Genomic DNA, 18,645 nt, shown 5'->3' with positions numbered 1-18,645 from the left:
GAGCCGAGCTTCAACGCCTTAGCAGCAAGCCTTAGCAGCAATTGTCAGCTCCTTACAATGACAACCCCAACAACCCATGCTCTGCCCCAACACTATTAGCCACACTCACCAACCGCTGCTTGATCCCCTGCTCTATTCCTACACCCGCCTCAAGCAAGTCAGCAACCGCAATATAAGCAGTCGTTTTCAAGCTCTCGCTGTCATAAGAGTAAGCATAACCCGGCTCGACTCTCCAATTCTTACCACTAGCGACCGTTTGCAGCCCTTGCTCTTCAATCGTTCTCACCAAGGTAAACTCAAACGACAAGATACAGGCTTCATCACCAAACCAATCCGCTTTTAAGGCTTGGAAATTGATCCACATTTCCAGCTGAGTCAACAAAGGTTTAAGCGAACTGGAAAAGCGGCTATCAGCCAAAATCGTTATAGGGAGTTGCTGTTGCATATCAGTCTCGATCATCGGCTTTTATCATCACTTTGTTCTGGTTAAATTCAAGCATTATGAGGGGGATTCTGCTGGCTAATATCGCATGATGCAACCACTGTCGAATAAACTTTCAACGCAGACTTACAGAACACACCTCTTCCCCATCGAAGTTGCCGAAGTACGTTGAAGACTCTTCATAAGCCAAAGTCCGTAATGCCCACACGGATGTGGGCATAGCTTTCGCGGGACAGGCCGCTCATTGGCATCCATGCCACCGCGGCATTCGTCAATCCATTTACAGCAGATGTCCCATCGGAAGCGTTAGGCGATTTCGAATAAGTACGAGGGAAACAACTTCGTCTGGGGCGCTGAGGGATATCCAAAAGGGGGGCAAGCGCTTTCCCCTTTTTGGTCGACTCTTTATTACAAGAATGGGCGAAGCGCCACGACTTTAGTGGCCTTAGGCCATAAAAAACCCAATAAAAAACGCACCACTAAGGGTGCGTTTCATCATAATTGCGTTGCTGGCGATGCTAACTCTTTATGAAAGCTAGCAGCACCGAGCCCACGCAGCAATTATTACTCATACTCGCTAACAGGCACACATGCGCACATGAGGTTACGGTCACCAAACACATCATCGATACGATTAACCGTTGGCCAGAACTTATTCAACTTAACCGCTGCCGTTGGGAACACGGCTTCTTCACGGCTGTAAGGACGTGAATCAAACGCTGGGTCCATGATGTCTGCAAGAGTATGTGGTGCATTGTGTAGCGGGTTGTTGTCCGCTGGCCACTCACCGGCTTCTACCTTGGCGACTTCGCCGCGAATAGACACCATTGCCTCGATGAATCTGTCGAGCTCAACTTTAGACTCAGACTCTGTTGGCTCAATCATTAAGGTTCCCGCAACAGGGAAGCTCATGGTTGGCGCATGGAAGCCGTAATCGTTAAGACGCTTAGCGATATCCATCTCAGTCACACCTGATGACTCTTTAAGTGGACGTAAATCGATGATGCACTCATGGGCAACACGGTCATTTCGGCCTGTATAAAGAACTGGGTAATGCTCAGACAGTTTCTTCATCATGTAGTTAGCGTTAAGCAGTGCCACTTGCGTAGACTCACGCAGACCCTTCTTACCGAGTAACTTGATGTACATCCAAGTGATAGGCAAGATCCCTGCGCTACCGTATGGCGCTGCAGAGACGGCACCGTTGTTGTCTGACTCTAGGCCATGCTTAACTACAGTGTGGCCAGATAGGAATGGCGCAAGGTGCTTTTTAACACCGATTGGGCCCATACCTGGTCCGCCGCCGCCATGTGGAATAGCGAAGGTTTTGTGCAAGTTAAGGTGCGATACGTCAGCACCGATAAAGCCAGGTGATGTTAGGCCTACCTGTGCGTTCATGTTGGCGCCATCAAGGTAAACTTGACCGCCGTGTTCATGAATTACGTCGCAGATGTCCGCAATGGTTTCTTCGTACACACCGTGAGTCGATGGGTAAGTAACCATGATGCATGATAGGTTGTCGGCAACTTCTGCCGCTTTAGCACGCAGGTCATCCATGTCGATGTTACCGGCTTTATCACACGCGGTAACCACGATTTTCATGCCAGCAAGTTGCGCTGACGCTGGGTTTGTACCGTGCGCTGATTGTGGGATCAAACAGATATTTCTGTGCGCATCGCCACGTGACTCATGGTATTGCTTAATCGCAAGTAGACCGGCGTATTCACCCTGTGCACCTGAGTTAGGCTGCAAGGATACTGCGTCGTAACCTGTGATATCCACCAACCAAGTCGATAGCTCTTCAAGCAGTTGAGCGTAACCTTGTGCTTGGTCAAGTGGGCAGAATGGGTGCATGTTACCAAACTCAGGCCAAGTGATAGGCATCATCTCGGTGGCTGCGTTTAGCTTCATGGTGCATGAACCGAGTGAGATCATTGAGTGGTTCAAGGCTAAATCTTTGTTCTCGAGACGCTTGATGTAACGCATCATCTCGGTTTCGCTTTGGTAGCGATTAAACGTTGGGTGCGTCAAGATGGCGTCGGTGCGAACAAGTTCAGCTGGCACTGATGTGCTGCCGTTGGCAACGATTGCAGCATCAAGTGCAGCCACATCTAGACCATGGCCTGCGCCCAAGATAACGTCAAACAGCTCTGCAACGTCAGTACGTAGCGTAGTTTCGCTGACGCTAACGCCAACAATGCCATCGCTATCGATACGCAGGTTAAGACCAGCAGCTTCTGAACGCGCAACTACAGCGGCAACATCTAGCCCTTTGATAGAGATAGTGTCGAACCAAGTGTTGTTAACCAACTCTGCGCCTTTAGCCGTTAGGCCAGCGGCAAGAATGTCGGCTAAACGGTGAATACGCTCTGCAATCACCTTAAGGCCTTGTGGGCCGTGGAAGACTGCGTAGAACGATGCCATGTTGGCAAGTAACACCTGTGCAGTACAGATGTTTGAGTTAGCTTTTTCGCGGCGGATATGTTGCTCACGAGTTTGCATTGCCATACGCAGGGCGCGGTTACCACGAGTATCTTGTGATACACCGATAATACGGCCTGGTAGTGAGCGTTTGTGGGCGTCACGAGTCACGAAGAATGCAGCGTGAGGGCCACCAAAGCCCATTGGTACACCAAAGCGCTGTGAGTTACCAAATACAACATCGGCGCCCATAGAACCTGGAGACTTAAGCATCACTAGAGACATGATATCGGCGGCGACTGATACAACGGCCTTTTTCTCATGTAACTTGGTAAACAATTCGCTGTGATCAACAATTTGACCGTGGCGATTGGTGTACTGGAACAAGGCACCAAATAGCTCGTAGTTAACTGCCTCAGCTGCAGGACCAACAACGACTTCCATACCAAAGCATTCAGCGCGCGTTTTTATCACATCTAATGTTTGTGGAAATACGTCATCTGCAACAAAGTAGATGTTAGCTTTTTTAGCTTTAGAAACACGCTTAGACAGCGCCATCGCTTCGGCGGCAGCGGTCGCTTCATCGAGCAGTGATGAAGACGCAAGGTCAAGACCGGTGAGATCCATAGAAAGCTGCTGGAAGTTCAAGATAGCTTCAAGGCGACCTTGAGCAATCTCTGGTTGGTATGGCGTGTACGCCGTGTACCAACCTGGATTTTCAAGCACGTTACGCTGGATAACTGTCGGTACTTCAGTACCGTGATAACCCATACCTATGTAGCTTTTGAAGACTTTGTTTTTATCCGCAATTTGACGGATATAAGCCATGCCTTCAGCTTCACCACATGAATCGCCAACGGCGAGGTCACGATTAATCAGAATAGACTCTGGAACGATTTGTCCGGTCAAGTCTGCTAACGATTCAGCACCCACAAAATTCAGCATCTCTTGCTGCTGCTCGGCACCAGGACCGATATGACGGCTAAGAAATAATTCGTGCTGCTCTAACTGCGTAAGGGTTTCTTTGGTCATGAGTAACCTAGTTCCATATTTGCCAGTATCCTGCCTGTAGGGGGCGGTGCTACCGGTCTCGTTGTTTAGAATTCGATTGTTCTGTGGCATGTCTTATAGGTAAAAGGTGACATGCTTTATAACGAACAAAGCCCCAACCTTTAGCAGAGTGGGGCTTTGTTGATTATCGCGACTTACTCGTCGTCGATAACCGCTTGATAACCTTCGGCATCAAGCAGATTTTCTAGCTCAGCGGTGTCAGAAGGCATCACGCGGAAGAACCAACCATCACCAAATGCATCGCTGTTAACTAGCTCTGGAGAATCTTCTAGTGCTTCGTTAACTGCCAATACTTCACCTGTTAGTGGTGAGTAGATGTCAGATGCTGCTTTTACAGATTCTGCTACTGCGCAGTCTTCACCAGCGTTAACGTCGTCGCCAACTTCTGGAAGTTCAACGAACACCATGTCACCCAATAGCTCTTGAGCGTGCTCACTGATACCTACTGTGTAGCTACCGTCTTCTTCTTTACGAACCCACTCGTGAGAAGAAGCATATTTTAGTTCTGCTGGGATATTGCTCATTGGTCTTAATCCTTATTCGATTGTTCTAATTCTGTAATATTATAAGACGTTACACTGATTTATAAGGCTTTTATCAGTTTTGCGCTTAGGCGCTGTGGTTCATGCTTGCCGTTGATATTAACGCTAACCGTCTAGGGTATAAAGTGACGTATACGTCAACGTTACTACTTATGCGCGATGTAACCACAAATTTTACGCTGACTTGCTCTATCCATCAATCAAAGCAAGTCATCTTTATGCTTTTTCTGCAATTAATACTCTAATCAGTTCGCTCTAAATTGCTAGTAGGCCGAAGTAACCCGTATTAACCCAGAAACCATTATGTGCTGTCGATGATAACAACTCATCTCAGCACACTTTTCTACTGTTAATACGCAGGTAGTTCGGTCTAATTTTAGGAGTCAGCGCTATGACTGATGCTTTGAAAACACATCCGTCAGCACTGACGACAACACTCTATTACTAGAACCTAAAACGAAGTAACCAGTATTAATCCAGAAACCATTATGTGCTGTCGATGATAGCAACTCATCTCAACACACTTTTCTGCGATTAATACGCAGGTAGTTCGGTCTAATTTTAGGAGTCAGCGCGCAGTTGATAAGCATCAATGAGCACTGACGACGACAAAGTAGGCCGAAGTAACCAGCATTAATCCAGAAAAATTAGAATGCTTGCTTACCATTGCGTACAAACGAAGGTGCAATCACTTTAACCGCGACACGCTTCTTACGCATTTCAACTTCTGCCACGTCACCAATAGTGTTTGGTACACGTGCCATTGCGATTGAGTAGCCAAGTGTTGGCGAGAATGTACCACTAGTAATCGTACCTTGCTGCTCAACACCGTCGCTGTCGGTAAAGAATACTGACATGCCGTGACGGATAACGCCTTTAGCGTCCATGATTAGGCCGACTAACTTGTCTGCGCCAGCTGCTTTAATCGCTTCGAGTGCTTTACGACCGTTGAAGTCACGATCTTCTGGTGCCCAAGCAACCGTCCAGCCCATGTTGGCTGCAAGTGGGTTAACGCTTTCGTCCATATCTAGGCCGTAAAGGTTCATGCCCGCTTCAAGACGTAGTGTGTCACGTGCGCCTAGGCCACATGGCTTAACGCCAGCGTCTAGGAAAGCTTGCCATAATGCTTCGGCTTCTGCTTCTGGCACGATAACTTCGTAACCAGCTTCGCCAGTGTAGCCTGTGGTTGCAATAAATAGTGAGTCAGCTTGCACGCCAAAGAATGGCTTCATGCCTTCAACTGCAGCATTTTGCGCGTCGTTGAATACAGTTGCTGCTTTTGCTTTAGCGTTAGGACCTTGAACGGCGATCATCGCCAGTTCAGGACGCTCTGTCACTTCAACACTGAACCCTTTAACTTGCTCATTGATCCAAGCAAGGTCTTTTTCACGAGTCGCAGAGTTAACCACGATGCGGTATTCAGTATCAGAAAGGTAATAGGTAATAAGGTCGTCGATGACGCCGCCATTGTGGTCAAGCATGCCGCCGTATAGCGCTTTGCCTGGTACTTTTAGCTTGGCTACGTCGTTGGCTAGCAACTTACGTAAAAAGGCACAAGCGTCATCACCAATCACATCAACAACTGTCATGTGAGAAACGTCGAACATACCTGCGTCTTGACGCACAGCGTGGTGCTCTTCGATTTGAGAACCGTAGTTAAGTGGCATATCCCAACCATGGAAATCTACCATCTTGCCATTTGATTCTAGGTGCTTGTTAAAAAGTACAGTTTTGTTAGCCATTTTTATCCCTTCTTTGGGGTATTCAAGTCTGCAACTGGTGTAGGGTGCTAGTCACCAGATCAATTTGGTCGTATTAAAATGCGGCGAAATTATACCTTGAGTATTGCCTTTGTATACAAAAGAATTTTCTAATCCGAACAGTTTCGTCATTAGTTTTTCTCATGTTATACATGTAATTTTTTTACACTAAAATGCTGCTTTGCTTAGATAAAATAACAAGTCCATGAAATTAAAGAGTTATTCATCTTTAGCTAAAGCAGCCAATTGTTAATCTTGTTCGCCTTTACACAGTTCAGGTAGGCTTTTCTTGTTACCGAGCGCCTGTTGAATAAACAGTGTTTTCAATGGCGCAAAATTGTCGACCAGATTTAGACCGATATCGCGAATGACTTTTTTGAGTGGATTACTGCCTTCAAACAGCCTTTTAAAGCCCTCCATTGCGCTTATCATCTCTAGTGCTTCGGCTTTACGCCAGCGCTCAAGATTACGCAAATGGCGATAATCGCCGATATCTTTGCCCTGCTCTTTAAGCTCACTCACGGTTTGCACTATGCTGGCAGCGTCGAGAAAACCTAAGTTAACCCCTTGCCCAGCTAATGGATGAATGGTGTGCGCCGCATCGCCTGCCAGCACCAAACGGTGACGAGCAAAATGGCGCGCATAACGCATACGTAGCGGAAACGCTTGGCGAGCGCTTTCTAGCGAACACATGCCTAAACGGCCGTCGAAAGCGGCAGTCAGTGCCCGCTCAAACTGTTGTTCATCTAATGCTTGTAGCTCTTTGGCTTTGTCTGGCGATACTGACCAAACAATAGAGCAGAGATCTTTTTCATATAAAGGTAGGAAAGCCAGCGGCCCTTCACTGTCGAACACTTGCCTTGCGGTGTCGTTATGGGGCAGTTCGGTGCGAATGGTCGCGACTACAGCGTGGTGGTTATAGTCCCAAAAGGTCATTGGGATCTTACACTGCTCACGCACCCACGAATTAGCGCCATCGGCAGCAACGACCAATGCAGCACTGATACTGTCACCATTGGCTAAGGTTAACCAAGCTTCTCGCTCGCCAAAGGCGATACGCTCTAGTCGTTGATTTTCAATATAGGTCAGCTCATCGAACTCAGTTGCGCGTTCGGCAAGTGCAAAGGCGATAGCGTCGTTCTCGATAATCGCACCAAGATGAGTTTCGCTGAGTGATTGAGCATCAAAATCAATTTTACCTAGGCTGTCTTTGTCCCAAACTTGCATCTTTTGGTAAGGGCTTATGCGACTCGCCGCAAGATAGGGCCATGCCCCGAGGTTAGTTAGTAAGTGCTGACTGGCTTTATTAATTGCACTCACTCTGAGTTTGGGCGCACCGGATACGGCATGGGTTTGGCCTGCGTCAATAACAACCACACTCACGCCTTTCATTGCCAAGCCAATGGCAGTCGCTAACCCAACCATACCGCCGCCAACAATGGCGACATCATAAGTTTGTGTGCTTAACATCTTTTACCCTTACTCTTTATAGCAATGTTAAAAATCAATAAAGCTGACTTGCTCAGCTAATTGTTTAGCGAACTATTCTAGCTAACCGTCCAGCCCATAGCTTTACGAGCTACAGGCGCTTTAAGTGGCGGAAACCACGACAGCAAACGCAAACCTATGTTACGCCCGAGCACTAACGGCCAGTGATCATTAGAGAAGCCGCGCACCAAGAACTCAATACTATTCATGGTGCTGTCTCTGTCGGCGTTACGACGAGCTAGGTAGTCATGGGTAATTTGATTAATCCCCACATCAAGCTCGCTGCTACCGTCGTTAGTGAGCGCTTGCTCTATCACTTGCAGCAAACTCACCACATCACGTAGGCCTAAGTTAAAGCCCTGCCCTGCTATAGGGTGCAACGTTTGCGCTGCGTTGCCTAAAAACACGGTGCGGTGGTAGATAGGCCGTTTCATATACGACAACAACAACGGATAACTAAAGCGCTCACCAATATCGATAAAGCGCCCAGCTCGGTAACCAAAGGTCACCTGTAACTTTTCGATAAACTCGGCTTTAGGTGCTGCGAGCATCTGCTCGGCTTCGGTTGGTGACAGTGCCCATACCATCGATAATCTGTGCTCACCATTTCTGTCAGCCATCGGCAGCAATGCTAAAGGCCCGCTTTGGGTGAAACGCTCATAGGCCCAGCCTTGGTGTGGCTGCTCAGTATGGATATTAGTAATGATAGCGCTTTGCTGAAAATCGACCTGCTCTAATGGCTGTTTAAAGGCGTGACGTACTTTGGAGTTGAGTCCATCGGCGGCCACCAGCAGCTTAGCCGCAATTTTCTGACCGCTATTTAAGGTAAGCAGTTGTTGACTGCTTTGCGCCTCAACCTCACTCAAGCTAGCTGGGCAATATAACTGAACATCACTCTTTTCAAGCTGACTAAACAGCTGTTGACCGACCGCTTCAAGCTCAACCACCTGACCTAAATAAGGTAGCTGAAAGTCGTCACGGCTTAGCTCCGTCATGCCAAAATTGCCACGTTCGGAGATATGGATATGATTTATTTCGCTGGCAAGCGCTGCAATATGTGGCCATATTTGCAATTTTTTTAGCTGAAAAATGGATCCATGGGAAATCGCTATTGAGCGGGCATCGAAACCGGGATGCTCATCATTAGGTCGATGTGCTTCAATCAAGGCGATTTTTAGCGGGCGAGCCGCTTGCTTGGCAATATGTGCCAGCCCGAGCGCTAAGGTCGCGCCAGCCATTGCACCGCCGACTATAGCAATATCGACCTGTTCGACTGTAGTGGTGTTAGTCATGGAATGTTTAACCCGATAACTGATTTAATGCTAGCTAGAAAGCAAAACCGCCATGGCATTAATGCGATGGCGGTTTGAATGACAAATGTTTAGTGCAACACACCAAGGTCAATTGGTTTGTCGTCTTCTATTGCAGGCCCAAACTCGGAGTAGCATAGCAACGCTGCCATGCGGGTGAACTCCATCAACTCGATAAGCGCCGCTTCTGACTCTTCGTCTTCAGCTACATCGAATTCGACTTGTGCGATTTCTGATAGATCTTGAATTACTTCACGAACATCTTTTGAGGCTTTATTCAATTTAGGTTGAATAATGGCGATGCCAGTAAGGAAACTCTGTACCCATAGCGATAAGGCTTCGACACGCTTTGCTAGAGTCTCTTCCTCTTCAGGGAGCATTGGGCTAAAACCAAAGTCAGTGTCAGAAAGACGAGTCACAGCATCTTGATAAAGCTCTTCGACCATCGTTTGCAATTTTGGCGGCAGTGCTTGTCCATCATTCATCAGCTCTAATAGCGGCTGAGTCCAGCCTTTAGAGGATTGTTCTACACCCCCACAAATTAAGCCCACTAATGCGCCGTGAACTTCAACAGGGTGCTGACCAATTTCAGCTTCGTTAAGTGCCGCAAGTAGGTTATCCATGCGCAGCGTTGGTAGAGTCGCCATAAAGTCGTTTCCAGTGACAAGATTTACTGGTCTCATGCTAGCAGAAGTGACTGTTTCGACCAAGAGTTGCCACCATAAAGTCAGCAAAAGTTTGTCGGATTAGCCACAAAAACAACAATCAAGATCTGTTGCTGTATATACAATTGCAACTAACAGGTGATAAATGAGGGTTTATAACGATAACTTAAGTAACAGCTCAACTAGCACTAGCGCCCAAAGCGCTTCATGTTTGTACGCTAATGGCTATCTAAACAACAATTAATCTAAACTATTCCTGATTAGTTGGATATCGTGTTGCACTTTGCTTTTTAGACCGATATAGTCCGCTCAAGTACACGGTTTAAGGATTCCTTTAGGAATGGGTAACAAGGCGATTGAAATTACCCTTATGGGGCGCACCTACTCTATCGCTTGTCCGGATGGACAAGAGACAGCACTTAGGCACGTCGCGCATAATCTTGAAAAGCAGTTAATGTCGCTAAAAGCGCGCACTAACAACATCAGCCGTGAAGAAATTGCGATTATGGCAGCATTAAATACAGGTTATGAGCTGTTAGAAGAACAGCAGAAGAATCAAGATTATAACAAGCAGATGGATGAAAAAATCGGTTTGCTACAGTCAACTTTAGAAGATGCATTAGTCGAACGCTCTACGAAAAGTGATTAAACAGGTTATAATCAGCTGTACTGAATGTTTGCGATAGCAAATTTCGTGATAAAAGAATAATTGTCGTAAGCCATTTTAAGGTCAATTGACCTGCTTACGAATGCAAGTTTTGCTCCCTGGGATACGCGCTAGCTGGCAATGTCCCTGTGCCGATATTTACAAACCCAGGGTGAACGTTTTACTGACATTGTGCAAGCTCGGCTCGTATCGAGAAGCCTTAGGAGGTATTCGTTTACCCGCCTTGAACCTACGGTTCAAGGGCTACGCCAGCGGTCGGTATTCTGGGGAGCAATTCAATTAAACAAAATAACCATCAACTTATGATGGTTTTTTTGTACCTAAAATTTACTGTATTCCCAATTTTCTCCCCTGAATACCGACGTAGTCGGGCTCTTTATAAATAGAATGCGGGGAGCAATTCAATTTACTGAAAGCCACCTTTTTTATTGGTGGCTTTTTTGTATCCGCAATTCCTGCCTCGCCCCCCAGAATACCGACGTAGTCGGACTCTTCATAAATAGAATGCGGGGAGCAATTCAATTTACTGAAAGCCACTTTGGTTACAAAGTGGCTTTTTTGTATCTAAAATATTAGTTGTTTACTCAGTCCCCAGAATACCGACGTAGTCGAGCTCTTTATAAATAGAATGCGGGGAGCAATTCAATTAAACAAAATAACCATCAACTTATGATGTTTTTTTGTACCTAAAATTTACTGTATTCCCAATTTTCTCCCCTGAATACCGACGTAGTCGGACTCTCTATAAATAGAATGCGGGGAGCAATTCAATTTACTTAAAGCCATCACTGAAAAGTGGTGGCTTTCTTTTATATGAGATTTAGGGCTGAGAACGATTTAATTGGTCATGGCCACTCTGCGGTTTCATCCGCATCTAGACAGGGTTATTAAAGCACAATTAGTTGAGTACACCGATTCCCCATCGAAATTGCCGAGGTTATTGAAGATTATTTCGTGATTGAGGCATGCATGCCGAGATAGCCTTAGGTGAGCCAAGGACGGCGAATATGAGGCGATAGAGGTTATCGAAAATAAGTGAGGTTTTACAACTTCGTCGGGGCGTCATGGTGGATGCAAGGGCGAAGTCCATTACCATGGACTCTCTGAGCGAGAGCCGTGGATGGCGAACTGGCTGTTGAACAAGGATGTTCTTGATAAGGACGAGCAGTCCTCCTTGCCCAGGTGTGGAATGGAATACCGCGACTTTTATCAAACAAAGTTTGATTATCTCAGTCTCCACCTCTGGAGTGTAAAGATGAACAAAATAAGTTTGATTACTTCAACCTAAAATGTAGGTAAAACACCACCAAACTAGCTGTTTTGGGTTTCACTTTTAGGTGAAACAAAAGTAATAAAACAAGCAGTCCAAAAAGGGGCTGATCTCTAAGCTAGTTTTAGTGTAAAATCCCCTCTTTCGTCAGTCCAAAAGCCAAGTACACTTAAGCCCAAAGAAAGGCCCAAAGAATAAACGATGTCGCAGACTCTGTTTTACCTGATGCCGAATGGCAATAGTACCCAGCGCCATGACCCATTATTGGCGTTACAACAGGTATACGGTTTTGCCTGTGAATTGGCTCGGCAGGCGTTTATTAATCAGCAGTGGGTCTATATTCATTGCGCTGACAAAGAACAAGCTTATGCCATCGATGAACTGTTATGGCAGTTAGCACCGCAATCGTTCGTGCCCCATAACCTTAAAGGTGAAGGCCCGACAGGCGGCGCCTCAGTTGAAATAGGCTTTGATCGGCTTGGGGCCAACAAAAATCGTCATGTTCTGATTAATCTTGCAGACCAAGTGCCGCAATTTGCGGTAAACTTTGTGCAGATTATCGACTTCGTTGCCAACGACGACGGCCATAAAGCGATTGCACGCGATCGCTACCGGCAATATCGTACTCTTGGGATAGCGTTAACGACCCAAGACTTGAGCAATACAACCAATTAATTTTAGTTTGAGATAAGCACGCTCCCATGGAAAAAACATATAACCCGCAATCTATCGAACAGTCTCTTTACCAAAACTGGGAAGAGAAAGGTTACTTCAAGCCGCACGGCGACGAGTCTCAAGGCAATTATTGCATCATGATCCCGCCACCAAACGTGACGGGTAGCTTGCATATGGGCCACGCTTTCCAAGATACCATTATGGATACCTTGACCCGTTACCAGCGCATGAAGGGTAAAAACACCCTTTGGCAGGTAGGTACTGACCATGCGGGTATTGCCACGCAGATGTTGGTTGAGCGTAAAGTCGCTGCTGAAGAAGGTTTAAACCGTCACGACTTAGGCCGTGAAAACTTCATCGACCGTATCTGGGACTGGAAAAACGAGTCTGGTGGCACCATCACTAAACAACTACGTCGTCTTGGCGCGTCAGTTGATTGGGATCGTGAGCGTTTCACCATGGATGAAGGCATGTCTGAAGCGGTTCAAGAGGTATTTGTCCGCCTTTATGAAGATGACCTTATCTACCGTGGTAAGCGTCTAGTTAACTGGGATCCAAAACTGCACACTGCTATCTCTGACTTAGAAGTTGAAAACAAAGAGAAGCAAGGCAGCATGTGGCATTTTCGCTACCCGCTTGCCGAAGGCGCATTAACCAGCGATGGTAAAGATTACTTAGAGATCGCTACCACCCGTCCTGAGACCATGTTAGGTGATAGCGCGGTAGCAGTGCATCCAGAAGATGAGCGTTACGCTTCACTGATCGGTAAGTTCATCCACCTACCGATTGTAAACCGTCTTATCCCGATTGTTGCCGACGATTATGTCGACATGGAGTTCGGTACAGGTTGTGTGAAAATCACCCCTGCACATGACTTTAACGATTACGAAGTCGGTAAGCGTCACGAACTGCCTATGTACAACATTTTGACTTTTGACGCGGCTATCCGCTCAACTGCTGAAGTGGTTAACACTGATGGTACAGCCAACAATGAATTAGACGGTACGCTGCCTGAGCGTTACGCTGGCCTAGATCGTTTTGAAGCGCGTAAAGCGGTTGTCGCTGAACTTGAAACCTTAGGTCTACTTGGCAAAATCGATCCACATGGATTGAAAGTCCCTTATGGCGATCGCTCTGGTGTGGTTATTGAACCACTTCTTACCGACCAATGGTATGTATCGGTTGCGCCTATGGCGAAAACCGCTATGGAAGCGGTTGATAACGGCGACATTAAGTTTGTGCCACAGCAATACGAGAACATGTACAACTCGTGGATGCGTGACATTAACGACTGGTGTATTTCACGTCAGCTTTGGTGGGGACACCGCATTCCAGCTTGGTATGACGAAGCGGGTAAAGTGTACGTTGGCCGCGATGAAGATGAAGTACGTGCTAAGCACAAACTTGCTGATTCAGTCGTACTGCGCCAAGACAACGATGTACTCGATACATGGTTTAGCTCTGCGTTGTGGACATTCTCTACCCTTGGCTGGCCAAAAGACACCGCTGAGCTAAAAGCGTTCCACCCAACTGACGTGTTGGTCACTGGTTTTGACATCATCTTCTTCTGGGTTGCCCGCATGATCATGATGACCATGCATTTCATCAAAGATGAAAACGGTAAGCCGCAGGTGCCATTTAAAACCGTTTATGTCACCGGCCTTATCCGTGATGAAGTCGGCAATAAGATGTCGAAATCTAAGGGTAACGTCCTTGATCCATTAGATATGATTGACGGTATCGACCTTGAAGCATTAGTTGAAAAGCGTACCGGCAACATGATGCAGCCTAAAATGGCGGCGAAGATTGAAAAGAGCACTCGTAAAGAGTTTAGCGACGGTATTGAAGCACACGGTACTGATGCCCTGCGCTTTACTCTAGCGTCTATGGCCTCTACTGGCCGCGATATCAACTGGGACATGAAGCGCCTAGACGGTTACCGCAGCTTCTGTAACAAAATCTGGAACGCATCTCGCTACGTGTTGATGAACACCGAAGTGCAAACAGAAGACGCGGCTGATGATGCTGTTGGCGAAGCATTAGATTGTGGCCAAATTCTTGTTGATGGCAAGCCGGGTGAAATGGAACTGTCGATTGCTGATCGCTGGATCATCGGTCTATTTAACGAAACCGTTAAAACCTATGACGAGCACATGGCAAACTACCGTTTTGACCTTGCAGCGAATACTATCTATGAGTTCACTTGGAACCAGTTCTGTGACTGGTACTTAGAGCTTACTAAGCCTGTGATGCAAAACGGCACTGACGCTCAGCTGCGCGGTACACGCCATACATTGGTGAACGTACTTGAGCAGATGCAACGCCTAATGCACCCAATGATGCCTTACCTGACTGAAACTATTTGGCAGCGCGTTAAACCGCTTGCAGGTGTTGAAGGTGATACTTTAATGCTTGCCGCTTTCCCTGAGTATCAAGCTGATAAAGTTGACACTCAAGCGATGGAAGATCTTGAGTGGGTTAAGCAGGTGATTACTGCAGTACGTAACATTCGTGCAGAGCTTAACATTGCACCATCTAAGCCGCTAAATGCACTACTTCGTGGTGTGAGTGAGCAAGATAAAGCCCGTATTGAAGCGAACCAAACCTTCTTCAAGACACTGGCTAAACTTGAGTCTATGACAATTCTAGCAGACGGTGAAGCAGCGCCAATGTCAACCACACAGCTTGTGGGTGACATGGAGCTACTCATCCCAATGGCGGGTCTTATCGATGTGGCTAAAGAAGTGGCGCGTATTGACAAGCTACTTGAGAAAGCCGCTGGTGAGTTTAAGCGTATTGAAGGCAAGCTTTCTAACCAAGGTTTTGTGGCCAAAGCGCCGGCAGCCGTGATTGAAAAAGAGCGTGCTAAGCAAGCTGAATATCAACGTGATATTGAAAAGCTTACCGAGCAAAAGACTGAGCTTGCTAAACTGGAAGGCTAAGCCTTACCCGCTGATTTCAATCGGCTAATACAATGCAAAAAAGGCAATCTTCGGGTTGCCTTTTTTATTGCCTATTTTCAACCGATTAGAACAAACACTCACCTTTGCCAATTTAATAGCGACAGCCAAAACATTGACTTACCCATTGTTTTAATTAAATATTTTGCTATATCGCTTTCATCAAGGACAATGTAACAAAATTGATAAGGGTGTTAATAATAATGAAAAACTGGCTACTACCAAGCTGCTTACTTATAGGCTTATCCGCCTGTGGCGGCTCTGACGATTCAAGCTCACCAGACACTGGCGGTGGCATAACACCACCAACCGCGCAAGCTCCTGAGGTTGAGTTAGGTGATACTAAAAGCGCATGGAATGACAAATTAATTGCAGTTGCGGCAGAGGTTAATGTGCATGCCACTGGAAACTCAAGTTTTGAGTGGTCTCAGACCGCCGGTCCAACAGTTTCACTGGTTAACGCTTCAATAGACGGCGTAGTTGTCGACGCCTCGGCGCTTGAGGTTGATAGCCAAATAACACTTTCTTTAACTGTCACTGACAGTAGCAATCAAAGCAGCAGCGACTCGATTGACCTACAACTCAATGACAAAATCAGTGCGGCAATGGCCAGCGGTGATGCAAGCCTAGTCACAGAACTGACACCACAAATGATAAAGCGTGGTCTAAACCATATCAGCCAGTACCGCGCAGATGGACAGGAATTAGTTAAGGCTATCTATCAAAATGATGTTATCGAGTATGATCAAGGTCGCCACTCACAGATGATCCAGCTTGCTGGCAGCGAGCACCTTTATCCAGACAATAAAGCTTTTGCGCTTGTGACTGGCAATAAAGGCCTTACTTTTGCGACTACTAGCGATCAATCTGGCCAACGCAATGCCGCATTTGGCACTGATATTATCTCTAGCCTACAACAGGGTAACAATGCCAGTTTTGAACCAAGCTTTAAGCGGTTGTTAGCTTGGATGTTAGACCAAGATCTAAGCCAGCTTAACCAAACAAAACAAGTACGCTTATTCTTAATCAATGGTAACAGTGTAAACCGAATTAAAAGCTGGCTCACAACCAGCTATCCTGAGTGGCAAGTCGCCAGTTGTGATAATGAAACAGAACTTAGCGGCTGTTTAAGCGAAGCAGATTTAGTCATCAGCGGATCGGCTGAGCTGTTTTCAATCGAAACGGTCGCGCCACTGATTAGCCAAATTCAAATTGCAAAGCAGCCACTACTCTATATGCATCTACACAGCTGGAATAGTGTGCCACTGACTCAAACAGTGCTTAATCCGATGGGGTTTGCTATGCAAGGCCCCGGCGGCCCTGGAAACTATTTCTCTCAGGACAAAGCCAATTGGTCTTCCGCCACCAGCATGCTAGCAGCTCACAGCCCACTTAATGCTGAGCATTTATGGTTAAGCTTATTCGATAGCGGTAATATCGACTTTAATTTGGCCAACTGTGCAGATACCTGTGACACTAACTTTAGTAGCCAATATCAAGGCGCACTGCAAACAATCCGCAGTAATATACGTAGCCTCGATAGCCAACATATCGATATGTTTAATCAACAAGGCTTCAACCTTTATAAACTGTTGGTGTTAACTGGCGATAGCTATCGCCATGCAATCCAATACCCGATGGATGTAAGTAGCAGCGATAACCTGCAGTTCTTGCAAGCCTACTTTGCTGATCACAGTGTTTATCACTTCCGAGATGTTAATTTGCTGCCGCAAGATTTGGGCAATTTTAGCCGCACTGATTTCAGTCATATCACCACAACCGACAAAGCCGTTTCGCTGTCGAGTAAAAAGGGCTTTCGCTCTGCTGGTGTATATGCACTGCCCGGACAAACAGTGACGGTTAGCCGCAGCGACAACAGCGCGGTGCGCACTTGGGTGTTTATTAATACCCAGCGCTCAGGCTCAACCCATGAGTTTGCCACTAACGGGTATAACCGTGCTAAGTATTTACAGTCGACTCACGTAGAGCTAAAAGCGGGTGAAAGTATTAAACTCACCAGCCCATACGGCGGACCACTGCAGGTAAAATTTGATCAAACAGATCTGCCAGTGTCATTGAATTTCCAGCACGTGGGTCAACACCCATATTGGCGTGAAGGAGACGATGGTAACCAATTCATGCAAGATCTCGCCGCCAATCAATATGACTGGGCAGAACTGGCGACTAAGCATTTTGAGGTGCACTCTAGACTCGATAAAATGCAGCAAACAATGAGTCATGAAGCCTTATGGAATACACCTGAAAAGATGGCTAACGCTATCATGACTCAGGTACATAACTACCCTCACCTGCTTGCAGGATTCAAAGGGCCTTTCATTGATGAGGTTAGTGAGATCACTGACTTTGCTAGCAGCAAAGGCTGGCAAATCGATACAATTGATACCGTCAAACACATGAATGCTGACCAGCCTACCTGTGGCTCTGGTTGTTCGGGTAATCCTTACGATGCCAGCTGGTCATTCAGCCCTACTGGACACGGTGATATTCACGAACTCGGCCACGGGCTCGAAAAAGGCCGCCTACGCTTTGATGGCCATGAAGGGCACGCTTCAACTAACCCATACTCTTACTACACAAAGTCTCGTGCATACACAGAGTTAGGTAAGCTGCCACAGTGCCAAGGATTGAATATCGATGATGAGTTTGCTGTGCTTCAGGCCAGCATGAATCAAGCTGATCCGTTTGCCTATATGCAAGCTGCAAACCTAACAAGTTGGTCAAACGGCATGGCCACTATGCTACAAATGATGGTGGCGGCACAAAAAAATGGTTCCCTTGAAAATGGTTGGCATCTGTTAGCACGGCTGCACATTTTGCTACGGGAGTTTGAGCGAGCAAAAGGCTCTGATGAGCTATGGCTGCAGCAAAAAGCTAACTTGGGCTTTAATCAATTTAGCCTCGAAGCAGCTAAAACACTATCGAATAATGATTTTCTGCTGATTGCCATGAGCTACTCAAGCCAACTTGATTACCGTGATCTTTACCAAATGTGGGGACTGGCGACGACGCAAGCAGCGAAAGAGCAGACCGCATCATTTGGTTTTAACATGATTGAAAAGCAGATATATGTTTATGCTCCAGGTGACTATTGCTTAAGCTTAGATCTACAGTCCGTTGCGGTAGATGGCCAGCAAGCTTGGCCACTATAACAAGTTTGTATACTGTAGCTTGTTACAAGGTTAAAAAGCGTCTTAGCCAGTGACTGAGCCATTGTGCACTGGCATGACGTTTACATAATCAACAATTTGAATTAAGTTTATAGTAGTAATACCAATTGCATTAAAAGTTTGACCATTCAGCGGGAATTCAAAACGCTGTAGGAAAGTAGTGGGATTTGAGCTAATAGTTATTCT

At 46.5% G+C, this 18,645-nt stretch carries 11 protein-coding genes and 1 other RNA gene; 5 read left to right on the top strand and 7 right to left on the bottom strand.

Annotation, left to right across the window (positions count from 1 at the left end):
• Positions 1 to 52 precede the first annotated feature (52 nt).
• The 7 genes from AB4238_RS03235 to AB4238_RS03205 form a co-directional block, all read right to left on the bottom strand.
• Entirely contained in the window at positions 53 to 445 is a 393-nt protein-coding gene (locus tag AB4238_RS03235; protein WP_372031240.1) for a hypothetical protein, read from the bottom strand.
• A 561-nt stretch (positions 446 to 1,006) separates the two neighbouring features.
• Positions 1,007 to 3,895, bottom strand: a complete 2,889-nt coding sequence (gcvP, locus tag AB4238_RS03230) for an aminomethyl-transferring glycine dehydrogenase (protein WP_372031238.1) — start codon at positions 3,893 to 3,895, stop codon at positions 1,007 to 1,009.
• Positions 3,896 to 4,068: 173 nt separating this feature from the next.
• Positions 4,069 to 4,458, bottom strand: a complete 390-nt coding sequence (gene gcvH, locus AB4238_RS03225) for a glycine cleavage system protein GcvH (RefSeq protein WP_020911098.1) — start codon at positions 4,456 to 4,458, stop codon at positions 4,069 to 4,071.
• A 665-nt stretch (positions 4,459 to 5,123) separates the two neighbouring features.
• Positions 5,124 to 6,218, bottom strand: a complete 1,095-nt coding sequence (gene gcvT / locus AB4238_RS03220) for a glycine cleavage system aminomethyltransferase GcvT (protein WP_372031235.1) — start codon at positions 6,216 to 6,218, stop codon at positions 5,124 to 5,126.
• A gap of 267 nt (positions 6,219 to 6,485) precedes the next feature.
• Positions 6,486 to 7,706, bottom strand: coding sequence for an FAD-dependent monooxygenase (locus AB4238_RS03215; RefSeq protein WP_372031232.1), 1,221 nt, complete (start codon positions 7,704 to 7,706; stop codon positions 6,486 to 6,488).
• A 77-nt stretch (positions 7,707 to 7,783) separates the two neighbouring features.
• Positions 7,784 to 9,016, bottom strand: a complete 1,233-nt coding sequence (gene ubiH, locus AB4238_RS03210; RefSeq protein ID WP_372031230.1) for a 2-octaprenyl-6-methoxyphenyl hydroxylase — start codon at positions 9,014 to 9,016, stop codon at positions 7,784 to 7,786.
• Between the two features lie 89 nt (positions 9,017 to 9,105).
• On the bottom strand, positions 9,106 to 9,681 hold the full coding sequence (locus tag AB4238_RS03205) for a UPF0149 family protein (RefSeq protein ID WP_248973394.1): 576 nt from the start codon (positions 9,679 to 9,681) through the stop codon (positions 9,106 to 9,108).
• 358 nt (positions 9,682 to 10,039) lie between these two features.
• On the opposite strand from AB4238_RS03205, the gene AB4238_RS03200 reads away from it, so the two are divergent.
• The 5 genes from AB4238_RS03200 (at position 10,040) to AB4238_RS03180 (ending at position 18,441) form a co-directional block, all read left to right on the top strand.
• The gene (locus AB4238_RS03200; protein ID WP_020911092.1) at positions 10,040 to 10,348 is read left to right on the top strand and encodes a cell division protein ZapA; all 309 of its coding nucleotides are present in this window, start codon (positions 10,040 to 10,042) and stop codon (positions 10,346 to 10,348) included.
• A gap of 110 nt (positions 10,349 to 10,458) precedes the next feature.
• Positions 10,459 to 10,640, top strand: a non-coding RNA gene (gene ssrS, locus AB4238_RS03195) — 6S RNA.
• Positions 10,641 to 11,837: 1,197 nt separating this feature from the next.
• Entirely contained in the window at positions 11,838 to 12,311 is a 474-nt protein-coding gene (locus tag AB4238_RS03190; protein WP_372031227.1) for a DNA polymerase III subunit chi, read from the top strand.
• A gap of 26 nt (positions 12,312 to 12,337) precedes the next feature.
• A complete protein-coding gene (locus tag AB4238_RS03185) occupies positions 12,338 to 15,253 on the top strand; it encodes a valine--tRNA ligase (protein ID WP_372031225.1) in 2,916 nt (971 codons plus the stop codon).
• A 221-nt stretch (positions 15,254 to 15,474) separates the two neighbouring features.
• A complete protein-coding gene (locus AB4238_RS03180; RefSeq protein ID WP_372031223.1) occupies positions 15,475 to 18,441 on the top strand; it encodes an ImpA family metalloprotease in 2,967 nt (988 codons plus the stop codon).
• The last annotated feature ends 204 nt before the right edge of the window (positions 18,442 to 18,645 follow it).

The sequence above is a fragment of the Shewanella sp. 10N.286.45.A1 genome (assembly GCF_041470405.1).
In the GTDB taxonomy this organism is placed as follows: Bacteria; Pseudomonadota; Gammaproteobacteria; order Enterobacterales; family Shewanellaceae; genus Shewanella.
This window is presented reverse-complemented; position numbering and strand designations above follow the sequence as displayed.